Genomic DNA, 14696 nt, shown 5'->3' with positions numbered 1-14696 from the left:
ATATGACAAAGGAAGTAAGTGATATGCCTTACAATTGCGGGGTTGGCTGAGTGGGGTGGCCGCCCGCCGCCCTTCCAGGCAACCCAATCACCGTGGAGGTGTGGTGCTGATCGCTCTGATGAGGCGGCTGCTGGACGGGTACAAAGCCCGGATCGCGGCCATCGTTCTCCTGCAACTGGTGCAGGCCGCAGCCAACCTCCTGCTGCCAACGGTGAATGCGGCGATCGTCGACGACGGCATCGTGGCCGGCAACACCGCAGTCATCTCGCGCCTGGGAATGGTGATGGCAGTGATCGCCGTCCTGCAGGCGGCGGCCGCCATAGCAGCCGGCTACCTTGCTGCCCTGGTCGCCATGAAGATGGGCCAACAGCTCCGTGGTGAGATTTTTGCCAAAATCCAGTCGCTTTCCTCCCAGGATGTTGCCGTCTTCGGAACCCAGAGCCTGACTACCCGGGCCACCAACGACACCCAGCAGATCCAGGCCTTCGCTGTACTGGTGTTCACCATGCTGGTGGCCGGGCCGGCGATGGGGGTGGGCGGAGTGGCCATGGCGCTGCAGCAGGATGTGGCGTTGTCATCAGTGGTGATCGTTATCGTGCCCCTGCTCCTGCTGATCATGTACCTCATTGTCCGGCGGCTGATCCCGCTGTACCGCGACGGCCAGGAACTGCTGGACCGCGCCGGCGGCATCCTTCGGGAGCAGATCATCGGCGCCGCGGTGATCCGCTCCTTTGTCCGCCAGGACCATGAAACCCGGCGCTTCGCCCGGGTCAACAGCAGCCTCACCGCCAACAACCTCTCATCTGCGCTGCTGGTTGCAGGCATGCTCCCGATGGTCATGCTCGTGGTGAACATCTCTTCAGTGGCCGTGGTGTGGTTCGGCGGGCACAGAATCCAGGCGGGCGAGATGAACATCGGCGCCCTTACGGCCTTTATCGCCTACATCCTGCAGATCCTGCTCGCCATCATGATGTCCATGTACGTCCTGATGACAGCGCCCCGCGCATCCGTCAGTGCCGAGCGGATCAGCGCGGTCCTGGATACTGAGCCATCAGTACGCCAACCAGAGAACCCCGAGTCCCTTTCCCCGCCGCTCCTGCAGCCGCTTCCCCTGGCAACGGACCCGCTGGGGCCGGCCACACTGGAGTTCAGCCACGTTGGCTTCTCCTACCCGGGAGCCGAGGCTCCGGTCCTGACCGACATCAGCTTTACCGCCCGTCCGGGCACCATAACGGCAATCGTGGGTTCAACCGGCAGCGGAAAGTCCACCCTCCTCAACCTCATTCCGCGCTTCCTTGATTCCACTGCAGGACGCATCAGCCTGGGCGGGGTGGACATCAAGGCGGTGTCGCTGGACAGCCTGCGGGCATCCATGGCGGTTGTTCCACAGCGGTCCCACCTCTTCACAGGCACTATCGGCGACAACCTTCGAATGGCTAAACCGGACGCCACGGACGCGGAACTCTGGGACGTCCTGGAGACCGCCCAGACCATGCGTTTTATGCGGGACCTGCCGCTGGGGCTCGCCACTCCGCTGGGCCAGGGCGGCACCAACCTTTCCGGCGGCCAGAGGCAGCGGTTGTGCATTGCCCGTGCGCTCCTGCGCAACGCTCCGCTGTACCTGTTCGACGACAGCTTCTCAGCACTGGACTACGACACCGATACCCGGCTCAGGCAGGCTCTCCAGTCAACGTTGGCATCGGCCACGGTGATTGTTGTAGCGGAAAGGATTTCCGCCGTGGAAGGCGCCGGGCTCATCCTGGTGCTCGACGGCGGGCGGGTGGTAGCGCAGGGAACGCACCAGGAGTTGCTGGAGACATCGGCCACGTACCGGGAAATAGCGGAATCGCAGCTTGCCCTGGACGGCCGGCAGTGACTACGGAAGCCGGGGACCCGGCGGCCAGGTTCTGGCCCACCGCCCGCAGGCTCCTTGGGCTGCTCCGGCCTTTCCGGCGTCACATGCTGGGCGCAGTCGCGGCCACCTGCGCATTCGCCGGGCTTAATGTGGCCGCGCCGAAATACCTGGGCGACGCCACCGACCTTGTAGTGGACGGCGTACTCCACGGGAACCTGGACCAGGCTGCGCTGGCGCTCATCCTGGGAACCGTGGCACTTATGTACGCCGGCGCCTCCCTGTTCAACTGGATCCAGGGGGCACTCTCCGCCCGCTCGGTACAGGGCTTGATGTATGGACTCCGGGAGGCGGTAGAGGGAAAACTGCACCGGCTCCCGGCCAGTTACTTCGGGGAGCGGTCCAGGGGCGATGTCCTCAGCCGCGCCACGAACGATATCGACAACATCACCCAGGCCCTGAACCAGCTCCTCACACAGCTCATCATGTCCGTCCTGATGCTGTGTGGCTCGCTGGCCATGATGCTGTGGATCTCGCCACTGCTGGCAGCCATTGCGATTGCCACCGTGCCGCTGTCCACCCTGCTCACTGTGCAGGTGGCCCGGAAATCGCAAGCCCAGTTCGAGAAGCAATGGATGGAAACGGGCCAGCTGAATGCGCACATGGAGGAATTCATTACGGGCCATGAGGTCATCAAAGCCTTCGGGCGGCAGGCGCAGGCGGCAGACGTGGTGGCCCGGAGCAATGAGCGGCTGGCCCGGGCAGCTACCCGGGCGCAGTATTCGGCAGGGGTTGTTCAACCGCTGATGGCCTTGATGTCCAACCTCAGCTACATCGCCGTTGCGGTGGTGGGTGCCCTCCAGGTGATCGCCGGCGCCATGACCATCGGCGGCATCCAGGCTTTTATCCAGTTCAGCAGGCTCTTCACCCAGCCCGTTGGCCAGATTGGCGGCATGCTCAACCTCATGCAATCCTGCGCGGCTTCCGCGGCCCGGGTCTTCGCCCTGCTCGATACCCGCGAGGAGCCACACGATGCGCCGTCCCCGGCCGCAGGTGCGCCTGTTGCTCCAAATGCCGGGGATCATGAAGGCCGCATCGTCTTTGACAATGTGACGTTCGGATACCCTGGAGCAGCGCCAGCGGTGCGCAATCTGTCCTTCAGCGTGGACCCGGGCCGGACGGTAGCGATTGTTGGGCACACGGGGGCAGGCAAAAGCACCGTGATCAACCTCCTCCTGCGTTTTTGTGAACCGGATTCCGGCCGGATCACCATCGACGGAAGGGATATCGCCGCTGTTCCCCGAAACCGCCTGAGGGAGCGTTTCGGCGTGGTCCTCCAGGATGCGTGGCTTTTCGCCGGCACCATCCGGGAAAACCTCGCCTACGGCAGGCCTGGAGCTACCGAGGCGGACATCCTGGCCGCAGCCGAGGCCAGCTATGTGGACCGCTTCGTCAGGTCGCTGCCGCAGGGGTATGACACAGTCCTGGAAAACGGCGGTGACGGGCTCAGCCAGGGCCAGCGGCAGCTGATCACCATCGCCCGGGCACAGCTTGCGGGCCGTTCCATCCAAATCCTCGACGAGGCAACAAGTTCGGTGGACTCCCGGACGGAGCTGCTGATCCGCCAGGCGATGAACCGGTTGCGCCGTGGCCGGACCAGCTTCGTGATCGCCCACCGTTTGTCCACAGTGCGCGACGCTGATCTAATTCTGGTCATGGACCACGGACGGATCGTCGAGCAAGGCACCCACCAGGAGCTGCTCGTTGCGAACAGCTACTACACACGCCTCTACAACGCACAGTTCGCCCTGCAGGCGGGACGCAGCAGCGCGCTCGAGGCCGGACTTTGACAGCCGGGGGCTTCCCGGGGACGTGGAAGCCGAATGCAGCCAGTTCGGTGCCGCTGTTCGAGCAGCTGCGGCTCCAGGTGATCCATCTGGCCGACGGCGGGAAGCTGCCGCCGGGCACCCGGCTGCCCGCGGTCAGGGCGCTGGCGGAGCAGCTGGATGTGGCACCCCATACGGTGGCGAGGGCGTATAAGGAACTGGAGGCGGCCGGCGTCGTGGCCACCCGGGGGAGGAACGGCACCGTGGTGTGCGCCAGGGACGAACGGCTCGGCGGCCTGTCCGCCGCGGCTGCCGAGTACGCGGCAGCCGCGAAAGCCCAAGGCGCCTCCTTTGCAGAGGCCGTGCAGCTGCTCGCTGCAGCCTACGACGGCACCTGAGGATCCCCGCGTGGGTGTTCGAAGAAGTTTTCGATTAGCATTAGTGGGTGCCTAAAGCCGTAGCTGAAGAATCTGACCTCCAATCCGTTGAAGTTTCGCTCGCCCCGTCCGCAGCGCCCAAGCGTCCGGACCTGTCCCGCCTTGTGGTGAAGGGGGCGCGGGAGCACAACCTGCGCAACGTTGACCTGGACCTGCCGCGCGACGCCATGATCGTCTTCACCGGGCTGTCCGGCTCCGGCAAATCATCCCTCGCCTTCGACACCATCTTCGCCGAAGGCCAGCGCCGCTACGTGGAATCGCTCTCCGCGTACGCCCGCCAGTTCCTGGGCCAGGTGGACAAGCCGGATGTCGACTTCATCGAGGGGCTCTCCCCGGCCGTCTCCATCGACCAGAAGTCCACCAGCAAGAACCCCCGCTCCACAGTGGGAACCATCACCGAGATCTATGACTACATGCGCCTGCTGTGGGCCCGCGTGGGCCGGCCGCACTGCCCTGTCTGCGGTGAGCCGGTAGCCAAGCAGACGCCGCAGCAGATTGTGGACCAGTTGCTGGAACTGGACGAGGGCACCCGTTTCCAGGTCCTCGCCCCCGTAGTGCGCGGCCGGAAGGGGGAGTTTGTCGACCTCTTCAAGGAACTCACCGCGAAGGGCTACTCCCGTGCCCGGGTGGACGGCAACCTGGTCCAGCTCAACGATCCACCCAAGCTGGGAAAGCAGTTCAAGCACACCATCGAAGTAGTGGTGGACCGGCTGGTGGTCAAGGAAGGCATCAGCCAGCGGCTCACCGACTCCATCGAAACTGCCCTGGGCCTCGCCGAGGGCAGGGTCCTCGCCGAATTCGTGGACCTGGAAGCCGATGATCCGCACCGGCTCCGGGCCTTCTCCGAGAACCTGGCGTGCCCCAACGAACATCCGTTGGCCATCGACGAAATCGAGCCCAGGTCCTTTTCCTTCAACAACCCCTTCGGCGCCTGCGCAGCCTGCAGCGGCATCGGCACCAAGCTCGAGGTGGACGAGGAACTGATCGTTCCCAACCCCGAGCTTTCGCTGGCTGAGGGCGCCATCGCTCCCTGGTCCCTGGGCACGGCCACCACCGAATACTGGAACAGGCTCCTCGAAGGCCTCGCGAAGGAACTCGGGTTCTCCATGGATACGCCGTGGGAGAAGCTGGGCAGTGATGTCCGGCAGACAGTGCTGCACGGCAAGGACCACAAGGTGGTGGTGCAGTACAAGAACCGGTTCGGCCGGGAACGGAAATACAGCACCGGCTTCGAAGGTGCCATCCAATACGTACACCGGAAGCACGGCGAGACGGACTCCGAGTGGGCCCGCGACCGCTACGAAGAGTACATGCGGCAGATCCCCTGCCCTGCCTGCAACGGCGCCCGCCTCAATCCTGCGTCCCTGTCGGTGCTCATCAACGGGAAGTCCATTGCCGACGTCGCCGCCCTTCCCATGCGGGACTGCGCCGACTTCCTGAACAACCTGGTGCTGACCGGCCGCGAAGCGCAGATCGCACATCAGGTGTTGAAGGAGATCCAGGCACGCCTGACCTTCCTGCTGGACGTCGGGCTGGAATACCTGAACCTCGAACGGCCCTCCGCCACGCTGTCCGGCGGCGAGGCCCAGCGTATCCGGCTGGCCACCCAGATCGGTTCCGGGCTGGTGGGTGTCCTGTATGTGCTGGATGAACCGTCCATCGGGCTGCATCAGCGGGACAACCGCCGCCTGATCGACACCCTGACCAGGCTGCGCGACATGGGCAACACACTCATTGTGGTGGAACACGACGAAGACACCATCCACGTGGCTGACTGGGTGGTGGACATTGGACCGGGCGCCGGCGAACACGGCGGCCAGGTGGTCCACTCCGGGTCCTACAAAGAGCTGCTCGAGAACACCGCTTCGCTGACGGGGGACTACCTGTCCGGGCGCAAGAAGATCGAGGTCCCCAAGAAACGCCGGAAGTATGACAAGAAACGTGAGCTGAAGGTGGTTGGCGCCCGGGAGAACAACCTCCTCAACGTCGACGCCGCCTTCCCGCTCGGTCTCTTCACCGCCGTCACCGGCGTCAGCGGGTCAGGGAAGTCCACCCTGGTCAACGAAATCCTGTACAAGGTGCTGGCCAACAAGCTCAATGGTGCCAAGCAGGTTGCCGGCCGGCATAAAACGGTCCAGGGCCTGGAACACCTGGACAAGGTGGTGCACGTTGACCAGAGCCCCATCGGCCGGACTCCGCGCTCAAACCCGGCCACCTACACCGGCGTCTTTGACAACATCCGCAAGCTCTTCGCGGAAACCACAGAAGCGAAGGTCCGCGGTTACCTTCCCGGACGCTTCTCCTTCAACGTCAAGGGCGGGCGGTGCGAGGCATGTTCCGGTGACGGCACGCTGAAGATCGAGATGAACTTCCTGCCGGATGTCTACGTGCCCTGCGAGGTGTGCCACGGCGCCCGCTACAACCGCGAAACGCTGGAAGTCCACTACAAGGGCAAAACCATCGCGGATGTCCTGAACATGCCCATCGAGGAGGGCGCCGAGTTCTTTGCGGCGTTTTCTCCGATCGCGCGCCACCTGAACACCCTCGTGGACGTGGGACTTGGCTATGTCCGGTTGGGCCAGCCTGCCACCACGTTGTCCGGCGGCGAGGCACAGCGCGTCAAACTGGCGGCCGAACTGCAGAAGCGGTCCAACGGCCGCAGCGTCTACGTCCTGGATGAGCCCACCACGGGCCTGCACTTCGAGGACATCCGCAAGCTGCTGATGGTGCTGCAGGGCCTGGTGGACAAGGGCAACACGGTGATCACCATCGAGCACAACCTGGATGTCATCAAGAGCGCCGACTGGGTTGTGGATCTCGGGCCGGACGGCGGTTCAGGCGGGGGCCAGATTGTTGCTGCCGGCACGCCGGAACAGATCTCGAAGTCAACCACCAGCCACACGGCGGCCTTCCTCGCTGAGATCCTGCCGTAGGCAGCCAGCCTGGCAGGGGAAATATTCCGTGTCGGGAATGCGAGTTTCAGGCATCAGTGCTGTCGTGAGAAACTAACCCGGTGACTCAAACAACAGTGCCCGTGATCTTTGACCTGGACGGCACTCTTGTCGATCCGGCCGGCGGAATAACCGATGGAATAGCTGCAGCCCTTCAGGCGCTGGGGCTTCCGGTTCCCGGCCAGGACCTGCTCGAAGCGATGATCGGCCCGAAGTTGAGCGACTCGCTGCTGAACGTGGCCCAGGTTCCGGCGGATCTGCTCGACGAGGTGATCCGCCGCTACCGCGAGTACTACGTGGCTACCGGCATCGGCCAGAGCCGCCTGTACCCGGGTATCCGCGAAATCCTGGAGTCATTTGCGGCGGCGGGCCGGCCGGTGGCCGTGGCCACGCAGAAACCCCAGGGCCTGGCCCGCACCGTCCTGGGGCACCACGGAATCGACGGACTGTTCCAGGCCATCCACGGCTCAGCGGATGACGAGTCCGCAGTAGACGGGGTTCCGGTGGGCAAGACGGAGATCATCGCCGCCGCGCTGAAGGACCTTGGCACGCAGCATGCCCTGATGGTTGGGGACCGGGCACAGGACGTTGCAGGTGCCCTGGCAAACGGCCTGGACTGCATTGGCGTTGCCTGGGGTTTTGCCCCGGACAGCGAACTGGAAAATGCCGGAGCCGTTGCCGTGGTGGCCACCACGGACGAGCTGGTGACCACCATCAACCGTCTTGAGTCCGTCCACGCGGCCGCCATGAGCGAGGTGACCAACGATGGAAATGTTTGAAGCAGTCCGCTGGACCACGCGGAGCCTGATTGCGGGCACCTGCCGGCCCACCGTCGTCGGCATCGAGAATGTGCCCGCCGACGGGCCCTTCATTGTGGCACCCAACCACCTGTCGTTCTTTGACAGCGTCATCGTCCAGGCGCTGATGCCCCGGCCCGTGGCATTCTTCGCCAAGGCCGAGTACTTCACCACCCGCGGCGTCAAAGGCAAGGTCATGAAGGCCTTCTTCGAATCCGTGGGTTCCATTCCGGTGGAGCGCGGCGAACAGGCCGCCAGCGTCCAGGCGCTCAAGACCCTGATGGACATCCTCGAATCCGGCAGGGGAATCGGAATCTACCCTGAAGGCACCCGTTCCCGTGACGGCATCCTCTACCGCGGCCGAACTGGCGTGGGCTGGCTGGCACTGACCACAGGGGCGCCCGTGATCCCGGTGGGCCTGATCGGGACCGAAAACCTGCAGCGGGCCGGTGAAAAGGGGGTCAGGCCGCAGCACTTCATCATGAAGGTGGGGGAGCCGCTGTACTTCGACAAGACCGGGCCGGACCATTCGCTTCCGGCCCGCAGGGAGGTCACGGACCGCGTTATGGACGCCATCGCCGAACTCAGCGGCCAGGAACGCTCCGCCAGCTACAACCAAAGCAAAATCGCCGATTAGCGGTCCTCCGGAGGTGCCGGCCGTGCGTGCCCGGCACAACCTCCCGGGCCCTGCAGGCGATTGCACCCTGCGTGCCTCAGTAGACTGGATAGGTGGCAAATCCAGCAAGTTACCGGCCCCAAACGGGCGAGATCCCCACCAATCCCGGGGTGTACCGGTTCCGTGACCCGAACGGACGGGTCATCTACGTGGGCAAGGCCAAAAGCCTCCGGTCCCGGTTGAACTCGTACTTCGCCAACCCGGCCGGGCTCCTGCCCAAGACCTATGCCATGGTCCATGCGGCCAGCAGTGTGGAATGGACAGTGGTGGGCAGCGAGCTGGAGTCGCTGCAGCTGGAATATACGTGGATCAAGGAATTCAAGCCCCGGTTCAACGTTGTCTTCCGGGACGACAAGACCTACCCCTACCTTGCCGTGACCATGGGCGAAAAGTATCCCCGGGTGCAGGTGATGCGCGGAGACAAGAAAAAGGGCACGCGCTACTTCGGTCCGTACACCGCCGGTGCCATCCGGGAAACCATGGACACCCTCCTCCGCGTCTTTCCGGTCCGCAGCTGCAGCGCGGGCGTGTTCAAGCGCGCAGAGGCCAGCGGCCGGCCCTGCCTGCTGGGCTACATCGATAAGTGCGCCGCGCCCTGCGTCAGCAGGATTTCGCCCGATGACCACAGGGCCCTCGCGGAGGATTTCTGCGCTTTTATGGGCGGTGAAGCCAAACGCTTTATCAGCAAACTGGAAAAGCAGATGGCCGAAGCCGTGTCCGAGCTGAACTACGAGCGGGCGGCACGGCTGCGCGATGACATCAGCGCGCTTCGAAAGGTCTTCGAGCGCAACGCGGTGGTCCTCGCAGAAGACACCGACGCAGACGTCTTTGCCCTGCACGAAGACGAACTGGAAGCCGCCGTCCAGGTATTCCATGTTCGGGGCGGCCGGATCCGCGGCCAGCGTGGCTGGGTGGTGGAGAAGGTGGAGGATTCCACCACTCCCGATTTAGTGGAGCACCTCCTGCAGCAGGTGTACGGGGATGAGGACCAGAGCCATGGGAGGCTGCCACGGGAAGTGCTGGTGCCCGTCGCGCCCAGCAATGAGGCGGAGCTCACGGTATGGCTCAGCGGAATGCGCGGCGCCAAGGTGGACATCCGGGTGCCGCAACGCGGGGACAAAGCCGCGCTGATGTCCACGGTCCGCGAAAACGCCGAACATGCCCTCAAGCTCCACAAGACCCGCCGAGCGGGTGATCTCACCGTCAGGTCCCAGGCGCTGCAGGAACTCCAGGAGGCCCTGGACCTGCCCGTGCCGCTGCTGCGCATCGAATGCTTTGACGTATCGCACGTGCAGGGCACCAACGTGGTGGCCTCCATGGTGGTGGTGGAGGACGGGCTGCCCAAGAAGTCCGATTACCGGAAGTTTTCCATCACCGGGGCCGCGGCGTCCGATGACACTGCAGCCATGCATGACGTCCTGACCCGACGGTTCCGGCACTACCTGAAGGACAAGTCGGCCCAGGTGGACGAATCCGTCCTCAACGCCGGCGAGGCATCCGACGACGCAGACGCTGCAGCGACGGAACTGGTCCAGGCAGAACCCGGCCAGACAGAACCGTTGCAGGCAGCCGTCCGGGAGGACAGCGCCCTGCTGGACACCACCACACCGGCTCCCCGGGCCAAGTTCGCCTATCCGCCCAACCTCGTGGTGGTGGACGGCGGCAAGCCCCAGGTCAATGCGGCGGCACGCGCACTCGAAGACCTCGGAATTGATGACGTGTACGTGGTGGGCCTGGCCAAACGGCTGGAGGAAGTCTGGCTGCCGGACAGCGACTTCCCCGTGATCCTGCCCCGGACGTCCCAGGGCCTGTACCTGCTGCAGCGGATCCGCGACGAGGCCCACAGGTTCGCCATCTCCTTCCACCGGCAAAAGCGTGGAAAGGCCATGACCGTTTCCGCCCTGGATGGCGTGCCGGGACTGGGCGCCTCCAAACGGAAGGCACTCCTGGCGCACTTCGGATCGGTCAAAGGCGTCAAGGCAGCGTCGGCGGCCGAACTCTCGGAAGCGAAGGGCATCGGTCCTGCCCTGGCCAGCGCCATCGTGAACCACTTCTCGGGAAGCGGACCGGAAGCATCGCCGGTGCCGGCCATCAACATGACCACCGGTGAAGTCATCGAGGGCTGACGGAGGCCACCGGCACGCCGGAATGCGCAAAACTCAAGAGGATTAACCAAAATCCGGCCACGTCCGCTCAAACTTAGCGGACTCCACCGATTCTTAGCTAGGGTTGGGGAGGGGTGCGGGCCAACGCGGGCCGCCCCCACCAGGCAACTGAAGAAACGGGGCGGACTTAATGGCAGACACAACGGCGGAATCCGGAGCAGGCGAAGACGGGATGCAGCCCGTCAAGCCGCTCGAAGCGGAACTGCTGGTGGTCACCGGGATGTCCGGAGCGGGGCGGAGCACGGCTGCTGACGCGCTGGAGGACCACGGCTGGTATGTCGTGGAGAACCTGCCGCCCCAGATGCTGGGCACGCTTGCCGAGCTTGTCTCGCACGCCCCGCAGTCCATTCCGCGGCTGGCCGTGGTCATCGACGTGCGCAGCAAGGGTCTTTTCGCGGACATCCGAGCGGCGCTGGGAGCACTGGCGGCCAGCGGCGTCACCTTCCGCGTCCTCTTCCTTGACGCCAGCGACAACGTGCTGGTCCGCCGCTTCGAGCAGGGCCGCCGGCCCCATCCGCTCCAGGGCGGCGGCCGGATCCTCGACGGCATCGCTGCCGAACGGGAGCTGCTGCAGGAACTTCGCGACAGCTCCGACGTCGTGCTGGACACGTCGGGCTACAACGTCCACGGCCTGGCCACCGCCATCACGGAGCTCTTCAGCGAGACCGGCCCCGTGGCCCTGCGGCTGAACATCATGAGCTTCGGCTTCAAGTACGGGCTGCCAGTCGATGCCAACTATGTGGCGGACGTCAGGTTCATTCCCAACCCGCACTGGGTGCCCCAGCTGCGCCCGCACACCGGCCTGGACAAGGACGTCAGCGACTACGTCCTCGAAGCCGAAGGTGTCAAGAACTTTGTGGACCGCTACGTGATGGCGCTGGAACCGGTCCTGGACGGCTACCGCCGCGAGAACAAGCACTATGCCACCATCGCCGTGGGCTGCACCGGCGGGAAACACCGTTCGGTGGCGGTCGCCGTCGAACTGTCCAAGAAGCTGGCCCAGTTCCCGCGGGTCACCGTGACCACCACGCACCGGGACCTGGGCCGCGAGTAATGTCGCTGTTCACCGGGGCCCTGCCGCTGGTTCCGCCTGCCGGAACGGCGTCCAACCAGCAGGACAAAGGGCGCAATGTTGTTGCACTCGGCGGCGGCCACGGCCTGTCGGCCTCCCTCTCGGCGCTGCGCCTGCTCACCAGCGAGCTCACCGCGATCGTCACGGTAGCGGACGACGGCGGATCTTCAGGACGTCTGCGCGACGAGTACGGCGTCCTCCCGCCCGGGGATCTGCGGATGGCCTTGTCCGCCTTGTGCGACGACACGGACTGGGGCCGCACGTGGCGGGATGTGATGCAGCACCGCTTCCGTCCTGGCAAGGGACCGGGCGGCTCCCTGGACGACCACGCAACCGGCAACCTGCTGATTGTCACCCTGTGGGAACTGCTCGGTGACGCAGTCGCGGGGCTGCGGTGGGCGGGGGCGCTGCTCGGTGCCCGCGGCCAGGTCCTGCCCATGTCCACCGAGCCGTTGACCATCGAAGGCGATGTCCGGGTCACCGCGGCGGACGGCACCTCGCAGCTCCAGACGATCCACGGCCAGGCGCGCTGCGCCGTTGCAGGGTCCCTGGAAGCGGTGCGGCTGCTGCCCGAAGCGGCCCCCGCCTGCGTTGAAGCACTTTCGGCCATCGAACTGGCGGACTGGGTGATCCTGGGCCCCGGCTCCTGGTACACGTCCGTCCTGCCGCACCTGCTGCTCCCCGAGATGCGCCAGGCGCTGTGCCACACCCCGGCCAAACGCCTCCTGACCATGAACCTGGCCACGGACACAAAGGAAACCTCGGGCATGACGGCCGCCGACCACCTCCACGTCCTGCGGCGCTACGCCCCGGACTTCAGCGTTGATGTTGTCCTGGCCGACCCCGCCTCGGTTCCCGACCTGCCGGAGTTCGAGAAGGCCGCCGCGATGATCGGAGCCGAGGTGGTCTTGGGTAAAGTAGGGGCGTCGGGCCGCCGCCCCGTCCATGACCCCCTCCGTCTGGCCACGGCGTACCACGACATTTTCGGGAACAGTTAGGAAGGTGCCATGGCACTGACAGCATCAGTCAAGGAAGAACTTTCCCGTCTGGACATCAAGAAGTCATCAGTCCGGAAGGCGGAAGTCTCAGCAATGCTGCGCTTCGCCGGCGGGCTCCACATCATCTCCGGCCGGATCGTGATCGAAGCCGAAGTGGACCTGGCCTCCACGGCCCGCCGCCTGCGCGCGGCCATCGCAGAAGTTTACGGACACCAAAGCGAAATCATCGTCGTCTCGGCCGGGGGACTGCGGCGCGCCAGCCGCTACGTGGTCCGGGTGGTGCGCGACGGCGAGGCGCTGGCCCGGCAGACGGGTCTCCTCGACGGCCGCGGCCGCCCCGTGCGGGGGCTGCCCTCCGCCGTCGTCAACGGATCCGCAGCCGATGCCGAAGCGGTCTGGCGCGGCGCGTTCCTGGCCCACGGCTCGCTCACGGAGCCCGGGCGGTCCTCCTCGCTGGAGGTCACCTGCCCCGGCCCGGAATCGGCGCTGGCACTGGTTGGCGCGGCCCGCCGGCTTGACATCCAGGCGAAGGCACGCGAGGTCAGGGGAGTGGACCGCGTGGTCATCCGGGACGGCGACACCATCGCAGCCCTCCTTACCCGCATGGGTGCCCACGACGCCCTGATGGTGTGGGAGGAGCGCCGGATGCGCAAGGAAGTCCGGGCAACGGCCAACCGGCTCGCCAACTTCGACGACGCCAACCTGCGCCGTTCAGCCCAGGCCGCCGTGGCCGCCGGCGCGCGCGTGGACAGGGCGCTGGAAATCCTTGGCGACGACGTCCCCGAGCACCTGAAGTACGCCGGCGAACTGCGGGTGGCGCACAAGCAGGCCAGCCTGGACGAACTGGGCCGCCTGGCGGATCCGGTGATGACCAAGGACGCCATCGCGGGAAGGATCCGGCGGCTGCTTGCCATGGCGGACAAACGTGCCCTTGACCTGGGCATCCCCGGAACCGACGCCAATGTGACGCCTGAAATGCTGGACGAGTAACAGGCCCATAGAATCAAAAAGATTCCGGGTGCCAGATGCCCGGATGCACAATCCGAGATGTACCAACCGGACCGAGTGTCCACGATGATGGAGGATTTTGTGACCGAGTACGTACTGCCTGAACTCAGCTACGACTACGCTGCCCTGGAGCCGCACATTTCAGCGCGGATCATGGAGCTGCACCACAGCAAGCACCACGCCGCTTACGTGGCCGGCGCCAACAACGCCCTGGCCCAGCTGGCCGAAGCCCGTGAGAAGGGCGACTTCGCGAACATCAACCGGCTCTCGAAGGACCTCGCGTTCCACACCGGCGGGCACGTGAACCACTCCGTCTTCTGGAACAACCTCTCCCCGGACGGCGGCGACAAGCCCGAAGGCGAGCTGGCCGCGGCCATCGATGACGCTTTCGGTTCCTTCGATGCCTTCCGTGCCCAGTTCTCCGCAGCCGCACTCGGCCTGCAGGGTTCCGGCTGGGGCTTCCTGGCCTACGAGCCCATCGGCGGGAACCTGGTCATCGAGCAGCTGTACGACCAGCAGGGCAACACCGCACTGGGCACCACCCCGCTGCTGATGCTGGACATGTGGGAGCACGCCTTCTACCTGGACTACGTCAACGTCAAGGCCGACTACGTCAAGGCCTTCTGGAACATCGTGAACTGGGCCGATGTCGCCAAGCGCTTCGAGGCTGCACGCACCAACGCCACGGGGCTCATCACGCTCCCGTAGTGATCAGCGCTGCACGCGCCTGTAACAAACTTCACATTCGGACTTAAACCAACCGCAATGTGGACCGTCCGCCCCCGCACTTGCGGGGGCGGACCCAGTTAAACGTAAGATAGGTCACGGAAGGCGGTTAGCCTTCAGCAATGAGGCTGGTCGCCCTCCATCTGTAAATCATCTCTGCCCAATGGCGTGCGGGATCTGTTAGTTGG

Annotated in this window: 11 protein-coding genes; all 11 read left to right on the top strand. The window is 65.1% G+C overall.

Translation table 11 applies throughout. The features are described from left to right. Positions 1-118: 118 nt before the first annotated feature. The 11 genes from QF038_RS10690 to QF038_RS10640 all read left to right on the top strand — a co-directional run bounded on the left by QF038_RS10690 (position 119) and on the right by QF038_RS10640 (position 14490). Positions 119-1876, top strand: a complete 1758-nt coding sequence (locus QF038_RS10690) for an ABC transporter ATP-binding protein (protein WP_307613448.1) — start codon at positions 119-121, stop codon at positions 1874-1876. An 83-nt stretch (positions 1877-1959) separates the two neighbouring features. Continuing rightward, a complete protein-coding gene (locus QF038_RS10685; RefSeq protein ID WP_307613447.1) occupies positions 1960-3702 on the top strand; it encodes an ABC transporter ATP-binding protein in 1743 nt (580 codons plus the stop codon). After that, positions 3699-4076 carry a GntR family transcriptional regulator gene (locus QF038_RS10680; protein ID WP_307610114.1) on the top strand — a complete coding sequence of 126 codons (378 nt, stop codon included), beginning with the start codon at positions 3699-3701 and terminating at the stop codon, positions 4074-4076. Before QF038_RS10685 ends, QF038_RS10680 begins: the two co-directional genes overlap by 4 nt. 47 nt (positions 4077-4123) lie before the next feature. Then, positions 4124-7048 carry an excinuclease ABC subunit UvrA gene (gene uvrA / locus QF038_RS10675; RefSeq protein ID WP_307610113.1) on the top strand — a complete coding sequence of 975 codons (2925 nt, stop codon included), beginning with the start codon at positions 4124-4126 and terminating at the stop codon, positions 7046-7048. An 80-nt stretch (positions 7049-7128) separates the two neighbouring features. Beyond that, on the top strand, positions 7129-7845 hold the full coding sequence (locus QF038_RS10670; protein ID WP_307610112.1) for an HAD hydrolase-like protein: 717 nt from the start codon (positions 7129-7131) through the stop codon (positions 7843-7845). Next, complete coding sequence (locus QF038_RS10665; protein WP_307610111.1) at positions 7832-8500, top strand: 1-acyl-sn-glycerol-3-phosphate acyltransferase; 669 nt, start codon at positions 7832-7834, stop codon at positions 8498-8500. Before QF038_RS10670 ends, QF038_RS10665 begins: the two co-directional genes overlap by 14 nt. Positions 8501-8592: 92 nt before the next feature. Next, positions 8593-10665, top strand: coding sequence for an excinuclease ABC subunit UvrC (gene uvrC / locus QF038_RS10660; RefSeq protein ID WP_307610110.1), 2073 nt, complete (start codon positions 8593-8595; stop codon positions 10663-10665). A gap of 169 nt (positions 10666-10834) precedes the next feature. Continuing rightward, entirely contained in the window at positions 10835-11758 is a 924-nt protein-coding gene (gene rapZ / locus QF038_RS10655; RefSeq protein ID WP_050055348.1) for an RNase adapter RapZ, read from the top strand. Then, the gene (gene yvcK, locus QF038_RS10650; RefSeq protein ID WP_307610109.1) at positions 11758-12774 is read left to right on the top strand and encodes a uridine diphosphate-N-acetylglucosamine-binding protein YvcK; all 1017 of its coding nucleotides are present in this window, start codon (positions 11758-11760) and stop codon (positions 12772-12774) included. The genes rapZ and yvcK overlap by 1 nt, the downstream gene beginning before the upstream one ends. Before the next feature lie 9 nt (positions 12775-12783). Then, a complete protein-coding gene (gene whiA, locus QF038_RS10645) occupies positions 12784-13764 on the top strand; it encodes a DNA-binding protein WhiA (RefSeq protein ID WP_050055346.1) in 981 nt (326 codons plus the stop codon). A 99-nt stretch (positions 13765-13863) separates the two neighbouring features. Then, positions 13864-14490: a superoxide dismutase gene (locus QF038_RS10640; protein ID WP_307610108.1), complete on the top strand. Its 627-nt coding sequence runs from the start codon at positions 13864-13866 to the stop codon at positions 14488-14490. The last annotated feature ends 206 nt before the right edge of the window (positions 14491-14696 follow it).

It is taken from the genome of Pseudarthrobacter sp. W1I19, assembly GCF_030817835.1.
Lineage (GTDB): Bacteria > Actinomycetota > Actinomycetes > Actinomycetales > Micrococcaceae > Arthrobacter.
Note: the sequence above shows the minus strand (reverse complement) of the source record. Positions and strands in the feature narration are given on the sequence as shown.